The sequence below is a fragment of the Kribbella sp. CCNWLW201 genome (assembly GCF_037203805.1).
Lineage (GTDB): Bacteria > Actinomycetota > Actinomycetes > Propionibacteriales > Kribbellaceae > Kribbella.
In genome coordinates, this window is record NZ_JBBCBQ010000013.1 from 135,581 (window position 1) to 154,475 (window position 18,895).

Here is an 18,895-nt window from a genome sequence, read left to right on the forward strand (position 1 = left end):
AGGTGACCGCCACGGCACACTTCCAGTCCTTAGGTCCCCTCGCACTAAATAGGGGGCGCGACACCTGGGAAGCGAAGAGAATTGGGGGATGTTGCTGGTGCCTGGGGATCCGCTCAACCCACGTCGCGTCGATCCGCACTTCGCGGATCAGGCCGCGGCTGCGCGGGAGCGGGGGATCGTGGTGGCCCGGATCGACCACGATGCGCTGGACGACCCCGAGCGTGCGGTTGCCGGAGTGCCGGCGGGCGAGGATGCCGTGTATCGCGGGTGGATGATGACGGCGGTCGAGTACGACGGATTCGCGAAGGCTCTCGCTGGTCGTGGGGTGACACTGCGGACGACGGCGGCTGCCTACCGCGCTGCCCATGAGTTGCCGGGCTGGTACGACGCGCTGAATGCAGTGACACCGGAGTCTGTCTGGACCACGGGCGACGATGTCGAGGCGGTGGTCTCGGCGGCGCGGGCGCTTGGTGAGGGGCCTGTGGTGCTGCGGGACTACGTGAAATCGATGAAGCATTACTGGGATGAGGCGGCGTACGTGCCTGACCCGCGGGCCGTCGAGCGGGTTGCGCGGAGGTTCCTGGAGTTGCGGGAGGACTCGTTCACCGGTGGGTTCGTGGTGCGCAGGTTCGAGAGCTTCACCGGGGCCGAGGCGCGGACGTGGTGGATCGGCGGGCGCTGTGCGTTGGTCACGCCGCATCCCGATACTCCGGACGAGCTGCCAGAAGGGCTGGATCTGATCGAGGTCGAGCCGTTGGTGGCCGACCTCGGGCTACCGTTCGTCACCGTTGACCTGGTGAAGCGGAGCGATGGTGCCTGGCGGGTGGTCGAGCTCGGCGACGGGCAGGTGAGCGATTGGCCGGCGTCTCGCGACCCGGGTGACCTGGTCGCGGCTCTCTTCTAGGCAGTAAGGGACAATGGTCGGTGATGACGCTGACCGAGCAAGTTCCTGCGACTGCTGATGCCGACGCGCTGTATGACGCCTTTGCGGGGTGGGTGGGGGAGCAGGGGATCTCGCTGTACCCGGCGCAGGAGGAGGCGCTGATCGAGGTGATGACGGGGTCGAACGTGATCCTGTCGACGCCGACCGGGTCGGGGAAGAGTCTCGTCGCCACCGGGTCGCACTTCGCGGCGCTGGCGAACGGCAAGCGCACCTTCTACACCGCGCCGATCAAGGCGCTGGTGTCGGAGAAGTTCTTCGCGTTGTGCGACATCTTCGGGGCCGAGAAGGTGGGCATGCTGACCGGCGACGCGTCGGTGAACGCCGGTGCCCCGATCATCTGCTGCACCGCCGAGGTGCTCGCCAACGTCGCGCTGCGTGAGGGCGCCGCCGCCGACGTGGGCCAGGTGGTGATGGACGAGTTCCACTTCTACTCCGAGCCGGATCGCGGCTGGGCCTGGCAGGTGCCGCTGCTCGAGCTGCCGCATGCCCAGTTCATCCTGATGTCGGCGACCCTCGGCGATGTCGAGCGGTTCAAGATCGACCTGTCCCGGCGGACCGGCCGGCCGACGGCGATCGTGTCGAGCGCCGAGCGCCCGGTGCCGCTGATCTACAAGTACGTCACCACCGCGCTGCACGAGACGCTCGAGGAGCTGCTCACCACCCACCAGGCGCCGGTGTACGTCGTCCACTTCACCCAGGCCGCCGCCCTCGAACGTGCCCAGGCGCTGACCAGCATCAACGTCTCCTCGAAGGAGGAGAAAGAGAAGATCAACGAGCTGATCGGCAACTTCCGGTTCAGCAAGGGCTTCGGCCGGACCCTGCAGCGACTGGTGAAACACGGGATCGGCGTCCACCACGCCGGCATGCTGCCGAAGTACCGCCGCCTGGTCGAGCAGCTCGCCCAGGCCGGTCTGCTCAAGGTCATCTGCGGCACCGACACCCTCGGCGTCGGCATCAACGTACCGATCCGGACCGTCGTCCTGACCGCGCTGAGCAAGTACGACGGACGCCGGCAACGGATCCTGAAGGCGCGGGAGTTCCACCAGATCGCGGGTCGCGCGGGCCGGGCCGGATACGACACGTCGGGGACCGTTGTCGTACAAGCGCCGGATCATGTGGTGGAGAACGTCAAGGCGCTCGCCAAAGCCGGTGACGATCCGAAGAAGCAGCGCAAGGTGCAGCGGAAGAAGCCGCCGGAGGGGTTCGTCACCTGGGGCGAGGACACGTTCGACCGGCTGGTCGCGGCCGAGCCCGAGGCACTGCGGTCGCGGATGCGGGTCAGCCACGCGATGCTGCTCAACGTGATCGCCCGCGACGGCGACGCGTTCGCGAGCATGCGGCATCTGCTCCGTGACAACCACGAGGACGCGAAGACCCAGGTCCGCCTGATTCGCCGTGCGATCCAGATCTACCGGACCCTTTTGACCGCAGGGGTTGTCGAGCGGCTGGACGAGCCGGACGAGTACGGCCGGATGTTGCGGCTGACCGTCGATCTGCAGAAGGACTTCAGCCTCAACCAGCCGTTGTCGACGTTCGCCCTGGCCGCGCTGGACCTGCTCGACCCGGAGAGCCCGGAGTACGCGCTGGACGTGGTCTCCATCATCGAGGCGACGCTGGAGGACCCGCGGGCGGTGCTCTGGGCCCAGGAGCACCAGGCCAAGGGCGAGGCCGTGAACGCGATGAAGGCCGAGGGGATCGAGTACGACGAGCGGATGGAACTGCTCGAGGACGTGACCTGGCCGAAGCCGCTCAATGAGTTGCTTGAGGCAACGTTCGAGATGTACCGGCAGACGCATCCGTGGATCGCGGACGCCGGGTTGTCGCCGAAATCGGTGGTCCGGGACATGTTCGAGCGGGCGATGACGTTCGGCGAGTTCATCGGCTTCTACGGGCTCGCTCGGTCCGAAGGCGTCGTACTGCGGTATCTCAGCGATGCCTACAAGGCACTCCGGCAGACCGTGCCAGAGGCCTTGGTGAACGAGGATCTCACCGATCTGGTCGAGTGGCTCGGTGAGGTGGTTCGCCAGACCGACTCCAGCCTGCTCGACGAGTGGGAGGAACTGACCAACCCGACGGACGAGGTGGTCGTCGCGCCGACCCCGGCCGGGCCGCGCCGGATCACCTTGAACAGCAGGGCTTTCCGGGTGCTCGTCCGCAACGCGATGTTCCGCCGCGTCGAGCTGGTCTCACTGCACCGCTGGGCCGAGCTCGGCCAGCTCGACACCGACGCCGGCTGGGACGCCGCCCGCTGGGCCGAGGCCGGTACGGCGTACTACGCCGAACACTCCACCCTCAACACCGGCCCGGGAGCACGCGGCCCGGCCCTCTTCATCGTCGAGGAGCACCCCGGCTACTGGGAGGTCCAGCAGATCATCGACGACCCCGAGGGCAACCACGACTGGCGCATCACCGCCACCGTCGACCTAGCCGCCTCCGACGAGGCCGGCGACCTGGTCCTCGAAATGGTCTCCTTCAAGCCCCTGTAGAAGGCTCAGCAGGCCAGGCGACGTCGACCTCGGTTTCGGCCTCGTAGTCAACACCCGGTACGTCGAAGCCGTACAGGCGGCGTACCTCTGAGAAGAACCAGGTGGTGTCGGCGACGTCGGCGATGTTGTCCTGGGTTGCCGCTTCCCAGGCGGTGCGTACGGCGGCTTGGACGTCGTCGGTCAGTTCCCAGCGGTCGAGGCGGATGCGGCCCTCCTCGTCGAGGTCCAGCGGGGCGTCGCCGGTGAGCTGATCCCACAAGGCGATCGACTGCTGGATCGGGGTCTGCAGGCCGTCGCCGAGGACCTTGTGCAACAGGCTGACGTACAGACCGATGCCTGGGATCGCCGAGGAGGCCTGGGTGACGGCGGCGCCGTTGACCGACGTCATCGCCTGGACGCCGTCCTTGCTGAGCGTGAGCGCGGTCTGCTCGAGGTCGGCCTTCGCCGCACCGATCGAGCCCTGGCGGTAGATCGGGCCGGTGCGCTCGGAACCGATGTAGGTGAGCGCGACGGTGCTGAATCCCGGCTTCCGCAACCCGCGCTCGTCCAGTGCGGAGATCCAGCGGGACCAGTCCTCACCGCCCATCACCTTCACCGTCTGCGCGATCTCGTCGTCGGTCGCGACCTCGATGCCGACCTCCTGCAGCACCGGGTCGCCGCCGTCGAAGGCGAGGCTCTTGGTGGTGTGCGGCGCGCCGATCGCCTTGATCGCGGACTGGTACGTCTCCTCGGTCCGCGGATCCACCCGGCGTGGTGCAGCGACGCTGTAGATCAGGTGGTCGACCCCGCCGAACCGCTCGGCGATCAGGTCGAGCACCTCGGATTTCGTCGTGTCCGCGAAGGCATCCGCGTTGACGAACGAGAAGTCCCGGCCGAGCTCCGAAGCCAACGCGGCAGTCTCGGCCGTCCGATACCAGCCGGCCGTGGCGGTCCGACGGGCCGTCGGCGCCTTCTCGAACGAGACACCGACCCCGTCGATCCCGTAGCGCGCGAGCCCCGCGATCGTCGCGGCCAGGCCGTAGCCGGAGCTCGACCCGATCACGAGCGCGACGCGGCGTTCCGGCGTACGACGCTCGACCTGGCCGGCCAGGTCACGGACGAGCCGGGCACACCCGCCTGGATGCGAGTCCAGGAACAGGAATCCACGGCCTACAGGTTTGACTACGCGCTCACTCATGTCGATGACCCTAACCCGCTCGATCGGGCTACCAGGCCTGAGTGCTCAGAGAATGCACCGAGAATGCGCGGTCAGTTCCAGTACAGTTCCGCGTCGTCCGGCTCCACGGTGACGTCCGCGCCGAGGCGGCGCAGGTTGCCCGCGAAGTCGGTGTAACCGCGGTGCACGTGGTGCGCGGCGGACACGAGCGTCTCGCCTTCGGCCGCAAGACCGGCGAGCACGAGGGCGGCGCCGGCGCGGATGTCGCTGGCCACCACCGGCGCACCCGACAACCGCGGGACGCCACGAACCACGGCGTGGTGACCGTCAGTCTGGATCTGGGCACCGAGCCGGGTCAGCTCCTGCGCGAACGTGAACCGGCCCTCGAACAGGTTCTCCGTCACCATCGCCGCGCCGTCACTGATCGCGTTCATCGCGATCACGAAGGCCTGCAGGTCGGTCGCGAACCCCGGGTACGGCAGCGTGACCACGTCCACCGGCTTCGGCCGGTCGTTCATCCGGACCCGGAAGCCGGACTCCAGCACGGTGATCTCCGCGCCGGCCTTGTGCAGCTTGTCCAGCGGCAGTTCGAGGTGCTCGGCGTGGCCATTCGTGATCGTCACGTCACCTTTGGTGATCGCGGCCGCGAACGCCCAGCTGCCGGACACGATCCGGTCCGGTACGACGACGTGCTCGACCGGCTTGAGCAGCCCGGTCACACCGGTGATCTCGATCCGCGGCGACCCGGCGCCGTCGATCTGGGCGCCCATCTCGACCAGCATCGCGGCGATGTCCTGGATCTCCGGCTCCCGGGCCGCGTTCTCGATGATCGTCGTACCGCGTGCCAGCACCGCGGCCATCATGATCGTCTCGGTCGCCCCGACGCTCGGGAAGTCCAGCCACACCTCGGCGCCGTGCAGCCCCTGCGGCGCCTCGGCGATGACGAAACCGTGCTCGATGTGCACCTTCGCGCCCATCGCCTCCAGCCCCGCCACGTGCATGTTCAGCCCGCGGGAGCCGATGTTGTCGCCGCCCGGCAGCGCCACCTCCGCCTGACCGCAGCGGGCCAGCAGCGGTCCGAGCACCGAGATCGACGCCCGCAGCTTGCGCACCAGTTCGTAATCACACTGGTGTCCGACCTCACCCGGTACGGCGATCGTCGCGGTCCGCTCGTCCGCGTCGACGTTGACGGAGCAACCGAGGGTGTCCAGCAACTGGGCCATGAACGTGACGTCGAGGATGCTCGGTACCTGCCGTAGCAGCGTCGTACCCTCCGCCAGCAGAGCCGCCGCCATCAGCTTGAGCACGCTGTTCTTTGCGCCCGCAACTTCCACGACTCCCTCGAGCCGTGCCTCACCCGCGATCCGAAACCGTTCCACCCGCCGACTGTAGCGTTTAACGATCCCAGCCTTTGCGTAGAGTCCTTGCCATGGCTGTGAACTTGACGCGGATCTACACCCGGACCGGCGACGCCGGCGAGACCCGCCTGGGCGACAACTCGACGACTTCGAAGACCGATCCGCGGCTGGCGGCGTACGGCGAGGTGGACGAAGCGAACTCCGCGATCGGAGTGGCCATCGCCGCCGGGCACCTGAACAGCACCCTGGTGGTCCTGCTGACCAGGATCCAGAACGACCTGTTCGACGTCGGCGCCGACCTGTGCAACCCGATCACGCCGAATCCGGAGTACCCGCCGCTGCGCATCACCCAGGAGTACATCGACCGCCTCGAAGGCTGGTGCGACGACTACAACAGCCGGCTGACCAAGCTCCGCTCGTTCATCCTGCCCGGCGGGACCGAGGGCGCTGCCTACCTGAACGTCGCCCGGACCGTCGTACGGCGGGCCGAACGCGCCGGCTGGGCCGCCGTCGAGGCGCACGGCCCGTCGGTGAACCTGCTCGCGCTCACCTACCTCAACCGCCTCTCCGACCTGCTGTTCATCCTCGGCCGGGTGGCCAATCTCTCCTCCGGCGGCGACATCCTCTGGGTCCCGGGCGGCGAACGGACCTCGTGACCGTCCGGTGGCTCCGGCCGGGTTCCGCCGGATACGAGGCGGCCCGGCGGCCGGCCATGCCCCAGTACGGCGCGATCCGCCCGGCCGCGATCGCCCAGTGCTCATCCACAGCCGACGTGGTCGACGTTCTGGCCGAAGCACGCCGTACGGGCATGCCAGTCGTGCCACGCAGCGGCGGCCACTGCTTCGCCGGCCGATCGTCCACGACCGGAATCGTCCTCGACGTCTCACCGATGACCTCGGTGGACATCACCGACGGCGTGGCCTGTGTGGGGTCAGGCGTCCGGCTCAACGAGTTGTACGACGCTCTCGACGCGGCCGGCGTGACCATCCCGGGTGGTTGTGGTCCGACGGTCGGTGTCGTGGGGTTGACCTTGGGCGGTGGGATCGGCCTGCTCGGCAGGATGCACGGCCTCACCTGCGACAGCCTGGTGGCGGCGGAGGTGGTCCTGGCCGACGGTCGCGTCATCACCTGCTCCGCCGATGAGGACGCCGACCTGTACTGGGCGCTCCGGGGCGCGGGTGGCGGGCAGTTCGGCGTCGTCAGCCGGCTGTGGTTCTCGACTCTGCCCGCTCCGGTTGCGACGCGGTTCCACCTCACGTGGTCGCGCGCAGACGCGGTTGCGGTGGTCGACGCGTGGCAGCGGTGGGCGCCGTACGCCGCGGATGAACTCAACGCCAACGTTCGCGTCGCCGCCGACGCGGTCCACCTGTTCGGGCTCACCACCGGCGAGTTCGCAGTGCCGGTGGACCTCCCTCCGGTGGAGGCGACCGTCGAAGAGTTGCCCTACCGGCAGCTGAAGCGATCGTTCGTCGGTCTCGGCGCGGAGGATGGCACCGTCGAGACGATCGAGGTCAGCAAGTCGGAGTTCTTCGCTCAGCCGATCCCAGCACCCGTGCTCGAGGAGGTGCTCAGGGCTGCGCCGGGCGAGGTGAACTTCACGCCGATGGGCGGCGCCTACAACCGCTTCCCCGCGGACGCGACCGCGTTCGCCCACCGCGACACGGCCTTCCTGCTGGAACTCATGGCAAGCGCACCAGCGACGGAAGACGCCGCGTTGCGCGCCAAGCTGGCCGAAGTCTTCACGCCACTCGAGCCCTACGGCACCGGCCGGGTCTACCCGAACTTCCCCGACCCCACCCTCGAAGACCCGCTCACGGCGTACCACGGCGAGAACCTCGACCGGCTCCGCAAGGTCAAGCAGACCTACGACCCGGACGGGTTCTTCGCCTTCCCGCAGTCGATCAGCCCAACTGCCAGTTGAGTGGCATCCGCAACAGTCCTTCCGGCGGCAGGCCGAGCGCGGCGTAGATGCCGGTGGTCAGACCGTCGAGCGTGACCGGCTGAGCCTTGACGGCCAGGTCGTCAGTGGTCGTGGGCGCACGCAGCTGGTCCAGCAGGTTTTTGTGCGGGACCGTGGCCAGCGCGATGTTGTCGCGGTCCAGGCCGGCCCGGTTGCAGGCGATGGTGAGCGCGTGCTGGAACCCGCCCAGCTCGTCGACGAGCTTGCGGGCGTGGGCATCGGCTCCCGTCCAGACCCGGCCGCGAGCGAGACTCTCCAGCTGCTCCACGGGCAGCCCGCGGTCCTGAGCCGCTTTCGCGACGAAGTCCTTGTAGATGCGGTCGAGAGTCTCCTCCAGCCGCGCCCACTGCTCCTCGGTGAACTCCTCCTGCGCCGAGTACATCCGCGCGTTCTCACCCTCCGACACCGCCTGCTGCGTGATACCGATCCGGCCGAGCGCGTCGCGTACGACGCCCTTGCCGGTCAGTACGCCGATCGAGCCGGTGATCGTGCCTGGTTGCGCGACGATCACATCGGCCGGCATGGCGACGAAGTACCCGCCGGACGCGGCCACACTGCCCATCGACACGACCACAGGGCGCCCAGTGGACCTCAGCCGCAGTACTTCGTTCCGGATCGCGTCCGAGGCGACGTACGAGCCGCCTGGACTGTCCACCCGCAGTACGACTGCTTTGACCTTCTCGTTGTCGGCCACAGCACGCAGTGCGGCCCCGACCGTGTCAGAGCCCGAGCTGGAACCACCGAGCGGGCTACTGGAGTTGCGGCCCACGTTGATCGCTCCAGAGACCCGTACGACGGCCACCACCGGCTTCTGCGGCCACGGGAGCTGCTTGCGTAGGTCCTGCAGCGTCCGAGGACCACGGCGGATGTATCGCTCGGCCAGGAGCCGCGTGGTCTCGCCGAGTCCCTTACGCAACTCGTCGTACACGTCAGAGCGGTAGCCGAGCCGATCCACCAGCCCCACTTCCAGTCCGGTCTGCGCCGGCAGCGGTGCGTTGTCCACGAGCTCCCGCACCCGGGTGGTGTCGAGTCGGCGTCGTACGGCGATGCCCTCGACGATCTGCTCGTACGCCGACTCGGCCAGCCGCGACGCCATCTCGCGGGCCGGCTCGGTCATCTCCTTCTCGGTGAAGGTGTCCGCGGCGGTCTTGTACTCCCGGCGCTTGCCGAACTGTGGGATCACGCCGGCCTTGTCCAGTGCGCCACGGACGAAGACGGCCTGCACGGAGATGCCGGTGATCGCGAGGTCGCCGGACGGCTGCAGCCAGATCTCGTCGAACGCGGTGGCCAGGTAGTACGGCACGGTCCCGTGGCCGGTCTCGCCGAAGGACTCACTCCACGCGACCGCGGTCTTGCCCGACGTCCGGAAGTCCGCGACCGCCTCCCGCAGCTCCTGGACCTGCGCGAGCGACAGCCGCTGGCCGCCCAGATGGGCGACCAGACCGACGACCGTGTCGTCGCGCGCACCCTTCCGCAGGGCCGCCACCAGCTCACGCAGGGTCGGCAGGTGCCGCGACCGGAACGCGGCCACCGGCGAGGAGGGCGGCGTCTCGAGCACACCCCGGGTCAGATCCAGCTCCAGCAGAATCCCCATACATCGACCCTAGACGCCGCCCACAACTCTTACCTCACCTCGTACGCGCGCTGGATGGTCTGCTCCACCTCGTTCCCGGCGCTGTCGACCGCGCGGGCGCGCAGTGAGACGAACCCGCCGCCCGGCTGGTCGGCCGTCGCGATCCAGCCCGAGCCAGTCCGCCGTACCGGGAGAGTGCGCCAGGTCTGACCGTCGTACGACGCCTGGATCGTCACCGAGACCACCGGACGCGGCGTGGCGCCGTACTGGTGCTCGATGGTGAACGGGAAGTCGAACCGGCCGGCCGGGGCCCGGTTGCGGTCGTCGAGCGCGGGCTCGTAGCGCACGTTCATCAGCGGCAGCGCGGTCGACTGCCCGTCCGGGGTGCGCTTCGAACGGAACGTCCAGGCCGACTCGATCTCGGTTGACAGCTTGTAGCGCTCCGGCGACCGGGTCGCCTTCTTGGTCAGCACGTACTGCGCGTCACCGGCAGGCAGCGCGAACGTCTGCAACCGGAACGAGTCACTGTTCCCGACCTCGAGCCCGTCTCGCCACAACGTCGTACGCTCCGACTCCATCGTGGCGTCGCCGAGTCGTCCGGCACGGCCATCGGCGTACAGCGGGACGTTGACGGTCAGGCTGTCGCCATCGCGGAACACGAACGGCGACGGATCCCGCCCGGGCATGCCGGCGCGGTTGTCCGGCAGGCTCGGTCCGAAGACGCCGTGCTGCCAGCGGACCGGTGTGGTGCGTCCGGTCGGGTACGCGACGTGCTGTGAGTCGACGATCGCGGTGTACTCGACCCCGTCGGGCACAAGGCGGAACACGTCGGTCTCGAATCCCCAGTGGACACCCTTCGCGGAGTAGTACTCCTTCCGGCGGAACGGCAGGTTCATCTCCACCGCGGGCGTGAACAGGAACAGGCCGACCACATGCCCGCCCTGGTCCTTCTTCGGCAGCGCGGGGAAGCCGTAGTTGTTGGCCCGCGTGCCCGGCTCACCGGCGTACGACGCGTCCAGTTGGGCGTAGTCGTTGGTCACCAGAGAGGGGTTCGTGGGGAAGCGGCCAGGCCAGGTGACCACGTTGTGGTAGAGGTACGGGCTGTCCAGGTAGAAGCCGCCCTCCGGCGACTGGTCCGGCGGCATTTCGGCCCAGACGATGTGCGCGAACCCGGTGAAGGTCTTCGACGTACCGGTGGTGTTCGGTACGACGTACAGATCGGGGGAGAAGCCTGGTTCCAGCGAGTTGATCACCGCGATACCGCCGAGGAACGTGGTGTCGCCCAGCGGCCGGGTGTAGCCGACACCTGCGGTCGCCGCATCAGCCCCGGCGACCGGCGCCTGGACCGCGACCTTGTTGGCCTTGCGGCCGTCGAGGACGAGTTCACCGGCCTTGCTGATGACGAGATCCGGCTCCCCGAAGTACGTGCCTTCGGAGTAGCCCTGACCGCCGGGGTTGTACTTGGCCAGCAGCCCGTCCATCGCGTAGCGGCCCTGGGGCAGACGCACTGTGCTGCCCGGCTCGACGAAATAGCCTTGCTGGTGGTCGACATCGACCAGGAACACCGCGCCGAACTGCTTCTCGTCACCGATCACCGGCTGCCCGGTGCGGTCGAGCATGGTGACCTTCTGCTCGAAGCTCGGCACCTCCCTGCCCACGCCGACGGTGGTCCGGATCGTCGTACCGTTGCCAGTAGCAACGAGCCAGCCGGCGTACGCGCCGTCGGGTCCCGGCGTGGACGTGTCGGCGGTGACGTCGACGGTCGCGGTGCCCCGCGCGGGTACGACTACAGTCGACCGGCTCAGGGCGAAAGCCTTGTTGGTGGCCCGCAACTTGAGGCTGACGGGCTTGCTGCTGACGTTGCGATAGGTGACTGTCCGCGTGACGGGTTTGTCGTCGTCATGCGGGTAGCTCTGCAGGCCGAGGTTGACACTGGCCGGCGTCGCGATGACGGACTGCTTGATCGCGCGGCCGACGTCCACCCGGCCGGCGCCCTGACCGAAGACGCCGATCCCGTCGAGACCGAGCGCCGAGTTCATCAGCGCGGCCTTGAGTTCCGGCGCCTTCCAGGTCGGGTGCAACTGCGCCAGCAACGCGGCCGCGCCGGCCACATGCGGCGAGGCCATCGAGGTCCCGGACATTTCGGCGTACGACGCATTGATCGCGATCGGATCCAGTGACGTGCCGGCGGCGCGGGCGGCGACGATGCGGTCGCCCGGCGCGGCCAGATCCGGCTTGACGGACAGGTCGCCGACGCGCGGTCCACGGCTGGAGAAGGTGCTGAGGGTGTCGGACTTCGTCACCGAGGCGACCGCCAGGGCCGCGTCGGCCGCACCTGGGCTGCTCACGGTGGACTCGGCGCCGAAGTTCCCGGCCGAGGCGACGAACAGGGTGCCGGTGCTTGCGGTCAACTCGTTGACTGCCTGGGCCACGATGTCAGTGCCATCGGACGGCCCGCCGCCAAGGCTGAGGTTGACGACCCGGGCGCCTTCGGCCGCGGCCCATTGCATGCCGGCGATGATGTCGGACAGTTCGCAGTTCCGGGCTCCACACACCTTGCCGACCATCAGGTCGGCGCCCGGTGCGACCCCGCGGTACTTGCCACCGGACGCGTCCCCGCTGCCGCCGACGGTCGACGCGACGTGCGTACCGTGGCCGATCCGGTCGACGACGTCGTTGTCGCTGGTGAAGCCTTTGGACGTGATCACCCGACCCTTCAGGTCAGGGTGCGTGGCGTCGTACCCGGAGTCGAGGACGGCGACCTTCACACCCTTCCCGGTGGCACCGGCCTGCCACGCCGCGGGCGCGCCGATCTGCGCGACACTGCGGTCGAGGGCCGGCTTGATCCCGCCGTCGAGCCAGACCTTGGTGACCTGGCGGCCTTCGCCGAGCTTGGTCTGCGGGCCGATCCAGGACTGCCAGAGGTCGTTCGCCGTACGACGGTCCTGGCGCAGGGCGACCGCGTCGACGAGGGGGAGTTCGCGCTTGACCTCGCTGCCTTCGGGGAGGGCGAGTGCGCGGGCCTGGCCGGTGTACTTGACCAGGAGCGGGAGGGCGGGGGAGGAGGCGTCGTCCAGGCCGAGGTCGGCGAGTAGGGCGACGTCGAACAGTTGTGGGTCGACGACTCCCGCGGTGACGAGCGGGATCGCGTCGAACGGGATCACCGACTGTTGCTTGCCTAGAGCAATCTTGTGGAACAGCATGCCGGAGCGGCCGGGGCCGGGGCGGACCTCGGTGGCGAAGGTTCCACCGGGACCCGGACGGGCGATCACCTTGTCACCGGTGATCAGGGTGAAGGTCAGCGGTCCACGGGTGGTTGTGACGTTGGTCGTCGTAGCGGTGGCGGTCTGGTCTCCGGCGGCGGGGAAGGCGATCGCGGTGACGGCGAGCGCGGCGAGTGCGACGGCCGGGAGCAGCCGTCGGGGGCGGAATCTGGGCAAGGTTCACCTCTCAAAGTGGGCAGAGTTCACCCCAGGGACTGGGGGTGTCGTGGGTCAGCGGATCGCTGGTGAGGGTGGTGTGGGGCGCTCGTCGGTCCAGCCGGATTCGAGGACGATAGTCGCGCCGGGCTTCCGGTCGCCGTACGTCGAACTGAGCAGGCGGCCGGTGGCCGGGTCGATGATGTAGGCGGCGCCGCTGCGCAGCATGAACGTCTTGCTGCCGCTCGGGAGTGTCGGGTCGATGTCGATGGTGATCTCGGTGCCGATGCGGCCGATCGGGTCCTTGACGCCGGTGCTGACGTGCGTGCCGGGCAGCGCCGCCAGCACGCGGAGGGCCGCGCCGCGCAGCTTCGGGGGCGAGGGCATCTCGAACAGCAGCCGGCCGGCGGCGGCGAAGACGACGTAGTTGAGCTCGCTCGCGGTCGCGTCGCGGTCGGCGCCGCGGGCGAGAACCGCGCGGAGCTTGACCGGGTCGGTCGGGAGGGCCGCGATCTGCTGCGCGGTCAGGGGTTTGTCTCCGGTCAGGTAGTACCCGGGTGGGACTTCGTCGAAGGCCATCTTGTTCACCACCGGCTCAGAGGGGGCGATGGTGATCGGGTCGTCCTCGTAGGCCAATTGCCACGATTGGGGTGAACCTTGCGCTCGCCACTTGGCCACGTCCGTCGGTGTGGCGGGTCGGTAGCCGAGGTTCACCCAGCCGAACCACGACTGCACACCGGGCTTCATCGGCATCCAGCTCTCGCTGATCGACCGTCGTTCCAGCGTGTACCTCGGGCTCCCCACCCGAGTCGCCGCACTGAGGTGCAGATTCCGCACCCGGAAGTACTTCCCCGAGACCTTCTCATTGGTCTCCTGCAGCACAGCTGCCGCGATCAGGACCTGGCTCGCCGTCGCCAGCCGTGGGGTGGTCGGAATGACGGTCGCCGGCGCCGCTCCGGGCGACCCGTCGGCTCCCCGAAGCAGCGGCACCCCCAAGGCCACGACGGTCACGACGGCGGTGGCTGCCGTCAACGCGACTCCGACGCGCCCTGACCGAGCAGCAATCCACCAGCGTTGCCGCCAACTGACGCTGGTTTCTGCCTCCTGGATCAGCAGCTGTAGTTGGCGCCGCGCCGCGGTCCTCGCCTCGGCGGACGGCTCCTCCTGCTCCGGGAACGCCTTGCGGAGGGACTCGAGTTCGTTCATCAGGACTCACCCGCGATCGGGCCCAGGGACTCGCGGAGGATGCGGCGGGCCCTGGACAGGCGGGAGCACACGGTTCCGTAGGCGATCCCCAGTGCCTCGGCGACTTCGTCGTACGTGAGTTGGCCGAGTGCCACCAGGAGCAGGACCTCGCGGTCCTTGGCGGAGACCTTGGCGAGCGCGGTCGCGAGCTCACGACTCGCACCCTGCGCGGTGACCTGGGCGGCGATGCGGTCCTCATGCCCGCCCGACGGCGTCGGCAGCGGGAGTTTCGCGACCGCCCGCCAGGCCCGCACCTCGTCGCGGCGGTGCCGGCGGATCAGGTTCGTCGCGATGCCGTAGAGCCACGCGCGGACGACCCCGTTCCGCCGGTCGAACCGGTCCCGCTGCCGGAACGCGATCAGGAACGTCTCCGCCGCCAGGTCGTCCGCGATATCCGCGCCGAGCCGGCGGGCGACGTACGAGTGCACCTGCGCGAAATACCGGTCGAAGATCAGCGTGAACCGGTCTGGCTCCCGCACCGACGCCTCCAGCACCCGTCCGTCCTCGTCAGCCTCGGTCGCGGGTACGGCGGCAGCCGGCAACCGCCCCGGGAACGCAAGGGTCGCCAAGGCCAGGTCGGGCGTCATCGGACTCCTCACGTCTGGTGTGCCGGTCGGCTCACCCTCTTCTTGTCCGATGTCCCCAGACCCCTTCTCGCGACCCCGAGCTGCCGGCAGATAGACGCGCGAGAACGCTCTCCGGAGGACAGCTCTCGGGGACGAGAGGTCAGGAAGCGTCGAGCAGTCCGCGGGCCGCGGCCTCGTCCTGCGGCCAGACGTAGACGGTCCAGCCGTCCTTGGTCCGGGCCGCGGTCGCCTTGATCCCGAAGTCCTTCAGCATCGACACCTTGACCCGGGCCTCGTTGTAGGTGTGCACCGTCCGGACGTCGATCAGGAGCCCGAAGGAGTCCCGTTCCGCCGGGCCCAGATCGACACGCCGAACCAGCGAGCCACCCTTCGCCTTCGAGAAGGCCCAGCGGCAGAGCAGTACCATCAGCCCGGCCAGTGCGATGGCCACGAGAGGGAACAAGAAGTACTGCTCGGCGAACACGGACACATTGTCTCGCGAAATAAAAGGTCGCGAGGTCTTGGCAACCTTCCGTGTCCCCAGGGAGTCTTTACGATCACAAGCAGGCACACGCTGCAGTGCGGCCGATTCTCGGGGGCCGCCGGGAGAGCGGAGGGCACGGACATGCTCGCACCGACCCACGACAACACAGCACCGAACAACGTCATACACCTGACCGGCATCCTGGACGTCCGGACGGTGGGCGACGTCCGTCAAACTCTCAACGACCTGATCGACACCTCCGACGGTGACGTGATCGTGGATCTGGAGGAGGTCGACGCGGTCGACGCCACCGGCCTGGGTCTGCTGGTGGCGACCCATCGCCGTACGCAGCTGCTGGGCCGCCAACTGGTCCTCTGGCACCCGGTGCCGTCGGTGGTCCGCATCCTCGCGGTCACCCGGCTGCACCGCATTCTGCGGGTCGAGCGCATGCCGCTCCCGATCAGCGCGTGAACCCGACTGTGATCTAAGCCCCTGGTGACTCGGGTCACGAGAGTAGGACTCACAAGCGCACGGAGTCCTACTCTCGGGTACATGGCGACCGAGAAGGATCGACCGTGGGTGATGCGGACGTACGCGGGCCACTCGTCCGCGGCGGAGTCGAACGCGTTGTTCCGGCGGAACCTGGCCAAGGGCCAGACCGGGCTGTCGGTCGCGTTCGATCTGCCGACCCAGACCGGGTACGACGCGGATCACCCGCTGGCCAAGGGTGAGGTCGGGAAGGTCGGCGTACCGATCGCGCATCTCGGCGACGTACGCGCGCTGTTCGACCAGATCCCGCTCGCGCAGATGAACACCTCGATGACCATCAACGCGACCGCGATGTGGCTGCTCGCGCTCTACCAGGTGGCCGCGCAGGAGCAGGGTGCGCTGCCGGACGAGCTGACCGGGACGACGCAGAACGACATCGTCAAGGAGTACCTGTCCCGCGGCACGTACGCGTTCCCGCCGGACGCGTCGCTGCGGCTGACCACCGACCTGATCGCCTACACCGTGGCGAACGTGCCGAAGTGGAACCCGATCAACATCTGCAGCTACCACCTGCAGGAGGCCGGTGCCACGCCGGTCCAGGAACTCGCGTTCGCCCTGTCGACCGCGATCGCCGTACTGGACCGGGTCCGGGACGGCGGCCAGGTGCCGCCCGAGCGGTTCGGCGACGTGGTGCAGCGGATCTCGTTCTTCGTGAACGCCGGGGTGCGGTTCATCGAGGAGACCTGCAAGATGCGCGCGTTCGTCCGTCTCTGGGACGAACTGACACTGCAGCGGTACGGCGTGACGGACGCGAAGGCTCGTCGGTTGCGGTACGGCGTCCAGGTGAACTCACTGGGGTTGACCGAGGCGCAGCCGGAGAACAACGTCCAGCGGATCGTGCTCGAGATGCTCGGAGTCACCCTCTCGAAGAACGCCCGCGCCCGCGCGGTCCAGCTCCCGGCCTGGAACGAGGCGCTCGGCCTGCCCCGCCCGTGGGACCAGCAGTGGTCGCTACGGATGCAGCAAGTGCTGGCTTACGAGTCGGATCTACTCGAGTACGACGACATCTTCGACGGATCGCACGTCATCGAGGCGAAGGTGGACTCGTTGGTCGCTGGTGCCCGGGAAGAAATCGATCGGGTGCAGGCGATGGGCGGTGCGGTGGCGGCCGTCGAGAGCGGTTACCTGAAGCAGGCGCTGGTCGCGTCCCACGCCGAACGCCGGCAGCGGATCGAGTCGGGTGAGCAGATCGTCGTCGGCGTCAACAAGTTCGAGAACACCGAGCCGTCGCCGCTGATCGAGAACCTCGACACCGCGATCCAGACCGTCGACCCGGCCGCCGAGAGCGCCGCACTCGAGTCACTGCGGAGGTGGCGGGCCGACCGGGACCACAAGGCGGTCGAGGTCGCGCTCGGCAAGCTGCGCGAGTCGGCGAAGGGAACTGACAACCTGATGCCGGTCACCCTCGAATGCGCCCGGGCGGGCGTGACGACGGGGGAGTGGGCGGGCGTCCTACGGGAGATGTTCGGCGAGTACCGCGCCCCGACCGGGGTCTCCGGATCGGTCGGCGTCTCAGCGGGCGGCGAGGCGATCGCCGCCGTACGCGAGAAGGTCGCGACGACCTCCGAGGAGCTGGGCGGACGGCTGCGGTTCCTGGTCGGCAAGCCGGGGCTCGACGGTCATTCGAACGGCGCGGAGCAGGTCGCCGTACGGGCTCGTGACGTCGGCTTCGAGGTGATCTACCAGGGCATCCGGCTGACCCCCGAACAGATCGTCGCCGCAGCCGTCGCCGAGGACGTCCACTGCGTCGGCCTGTCCATCCTGTCCGGCTCCCACATGGAACTCGTCCCCCAGGTAGTAGCCGGCCTCCGCGAAGCCGGCCTGGAAGACGTCCCGGTCGTCGTCGGCGGCATAGTCCCCGACACCGACGCCCGCACCCTCCTGACCGCCGGCGTAGCCGCCGTCTACACCCCCAAGGACTACGACCTCACCAGCATGATGTCCAACGTCGTAGACGTAATCCGCCAAGCCAACAAGCTCTAACCACCTACCCACGCGCACCCCGCGTTCCTTGCGTGCTGCCCGATCCTGCCGACCCGACCTGCCTGTTTGGGTTGGGTTTTGAGCTCGGGTGGTAGAAGGGATGCATGGCTGACGCTCAGGTGACCCGAAAGCTCTTCAATGGTGCGGAGATCCCGGTGGTGGGTCTGGGTGTGTGGCAGGTGCCGGACGGTCCTGAGTGTGAGCGCGCGGTTGCCGCGGCGCTCGAGTGTGGTTACCGGTTGATCGACACGGCGCAGGCCTACCGGAACGAGTCGAGTGTGGGGCGGGCGATCCGGAGCAGCGGGATTCCTCGGGAGAATATCTTCCTGACGACGAAGTTCTACCCGGGGCGGCGGGACGCACGGGTCGAGGCGGAGAAGAGCTTGGAGCGGCTCGGTACCGAGTACCTCGACCTCTATCTGATCCACTGGCCGCAGGGCGGGCCGACGTGGGCCTGGCCCGGGATGGAAGCGGCCAGTGAGGCCGGGCTGACCCGCGGGATCGGGATCTCGAACTTCGGCTCCGCGGAGCTCCAGGAACTCCTCAAGGTGAGCCAGATCCCGCCGGCGGTCAACCAGATCCTGTTCAGCCCGTTCGACTACCGCCGGGCTCTGGTCGATGCCTGCGAGGACGCGGGCGTGGTCGCCCAGGCCTACAGCCCACTGGGCACCGGCCGCCACCTCGACGACCCGGTCGTCGAGCGGATCGCCACGGCCACCGGACGCACACCCGCGCAGGTCCTGATCAGGTGGGCGATCCAGAAGGGCCTGTCCGTCATCCCCAAGTCAACCCACAAGACCCGCATCGAAGAAAACTTCGCCGTCTTCGACTTCGAACTCGACGATGACTCGGTCTCCGCACTCGACGCCCTCGACACCACCAACCAAACTCCCGACGCCCTAGCCCAACGCCAGAAATGGTGGTCCTGACCGCAACAACCCCACGGCTGAGTCCTCACTCAGTCGTGGATTTGCGTCGATCCCAGCCACGATCTCCAGCAGGAATCCACGACTCGGCGATGCTGCCCGGCAAGTGTGTCTAGTGGGTCAGCTCACCTCGAGGTGGGTTGGCCAACCAGAATCCGGTGGGCCAACCCGCACTCTGGTTGGCTGACCCACCCACGGCGGCATCACCCCGACTCGGCTGTGAGCGGGCGGAGCGGATGCCAGCTCG

General features: G+C 68.4%; 14 protein-coding genes. 7 read left to right on the plus strand and 7 right to left on the minus strand.

The features are described from left to right. The first annotated feature begins 88 nt into the window (after nucleotides 1-88). Complete coding sequence (locus V9K99_RS38065) at nucleotides 89-904, plus strand: ATP-grasp domain-containing protein (RefSeq protein WP_337012025.1); 816 nt, start codon at nucleotides 89-91, stop codon at nucleotides 902-904. 23 nt (nucleotides 905-927) lie between these two features. Then, nucleotides 928-3,429, plus strand: coding sequence for a DEAD/DEAH box helicase (locus tag V9K99_RS38070; protein ID WP_337012027.1), 2,502 nt, complete (start codon nucleotides 928-930; stop codon nucleotides 3,427-3,429). On the opposite strand, the gene fabV is transcribed toward V9K99_RS38070, so the two are convergent. Both fabV and murA read right to left on the minus strand, forming a co-directional pair. Next, complete coding sequence (gene fabV, locus V9K99_RS38075) at nucleotides 3,416-4,606, minus strand: enoyl-[acyl-carrier-protein] reductase FabV (RefSeq protein ID WP_337012029.1); 1,191 nt, start codon at nucleotides 4,604-4,606, stop codon at nucleotides 3,416-3,418. The genes V9K99_RS38070 and fabV overlap by 14 nt on opposite strands. Before the next feature lie 71 nt (nucleotides 4,607-4,677). Continuing rightward, a complete protein-coding gene (murA, locus tag V9K99_RS38080) occupies nucleotides 4,678-5,964 on the minus strand; it encodes a UDP-N-acetylglucosamine 1-carboxyvinyltransferase (protein ID WP_337012031.1) in 1,287 nt (428 codons plus the stop codon). Nucleotides 5,965-6,014: 50 nt separating this feature from the next. Here murA and V9K99_RS38085 point away from each other — a divergent pair, with 50 nt between their 5' ends. Both V9K99_RS38085 and V9K99_RS38090 read left to right on the plus strand, forming a co-directional pair. Then, nucleotides 6,015-6,599, plus strand: a complete 585-nt coding sequence (locus tag V9K99_RS38085) for a cob(I)yrinic acid a,c-diamide adenosyltransferase (protein ID WP_337012033.1) — start codon at nucleotides 6,015-6,017, stop codon at nucleotides 6,597-6,599. Beyond that, nucleotides 6,596-7,864: an FAD-binding oxidoreductase gene (locus tag V9K99_RS38090; protein WP_337012034.1), complete on the plus strand. Its 1,269-nt coding sequence runs from the start codon at nucleotides 6,596-6,598 to the stop codon at nucleotides 7,862-7,864. The genes V9K99_RS38085 and V9K99_RS38090 overlap by 4 nt, the downstream gene beginning before the upstream one ends. Here the strand turns inward: V9K99_RS38090 and sppA are convergent. The 5 genes from sppA to V9K99_RS38115 form a co-directional block, all read right to left on the minus strand. Then, entirely contained in the window at nucleotides 7,845-9,497 is a 1,653-nt protein-coding gene (sppA, locus tag V9K99_RS38095; RefSeq protein ID WP_337012036.1) for a signal peptide peptidase SppA, read from the minus strand. The genes V9K99_RS38090 and sppA overlap by 20 nt on opposite strands. Nucleotides 9,498-9,526: 29 nt before the next feature. Then, the gene (locus V9K99_RS38100) at nucleotides 9,527-12,916 is read right to left on the minus strand and encodes a S8 family peptidase (RefSeq protein WP_337012038.1); all 3,390 of its coding nucleotides are present in this window, start codon (nucleotides 12,914-12,916) and stop codon (nucleotides 9,527-9,529) included. Between the two features lie 54 nt (nucleotides 12,917-12,970). After that, nucleotides 12,971-14,101: a CU044_5270 family protein gene (locus V9K99_RS38105; protein ID WP_337012040.1), complete on the minus strand. Its 1,131-nt coding sequence runs from the start codon at nucleotides 14,099-14,101 to the stop codon at nucleotides 12,971-12,973. Further along, complete coding sequence (locus tag V9K99_RS38110; RefSeq protein WP_337012043.1) at nucleotides 14,101-14,727, minus strand: RNA polymerase sigma factor; 627 nt, start codon at nucleotides 14,725-14,727, stop codon at nucleotides 14,101-14,103. The genes V9K99_RS38105 and V9K99_RS38110 overlap by 1 nt, the downstream gene beginning before the upstream one ends. Nucleotides 14,728-14,866: 139 nt before the next feature. Further along, nucleotides 14,867-15,190, minus strand: coding sequence for a hypothetical protein (locus V9K99_RS38115; RefSeq protein WP_337012045.1), 324 nt, complete (start codon nucleotides 15,188-15,190; stop codon nucleotides 14,867-14,869). Nucleotides 15,191-15,331: 141 nt separating this feature from the next. Between V9K99_RS38115 and V9K99_RS38120 the strand changes: the two genes are divergently transcribed. From V9K99_RS38120 to V9K99_RS38130, 3 genes are all read left to right on the plus strand, one after another. Continuing rightward, nucleotides 15,332-15,661: an STAS domain-containing protein gene (locus tag V9K99_RS38120; RefSeq protein ID WP_337012047.1), complete on the plus strand. Its 330-nt coding sequence runs from the start codon at nucleotides 15,332-15,334 to the stop codon at nucleotides 15,659-15,661. Between the two features lie 81 nt (nucleotides 15,662-15,742). Then, complete coding sequence (locus V9K99_RS38125; protein ID WP_337012049.1) at nucleotides 15,743-17,722, plus strand: protein meaA; 1,980 nt, start codon at nucleotides 15,743-15,745, stop codon at nucleotides 17,720-17,722. A 104-nt stretch (nucleotides 17,723-17,826) separates the two neighbouring features. Continuing rightward, nucleotides 17,827-18,651 (plus strand): aldo/keto reductase, encoded by an 825-nt coding sequence (locus tag V9K99_RS38130; protein WP_337012051.1) that lies wholly within the window; start codon nucleotides 17,827-17,829, stop codon nucleotides 18,649-18,651. The last annotated feature ends 244 nt before the right edge of the window (nucleotides 18,652-18,895 follow it).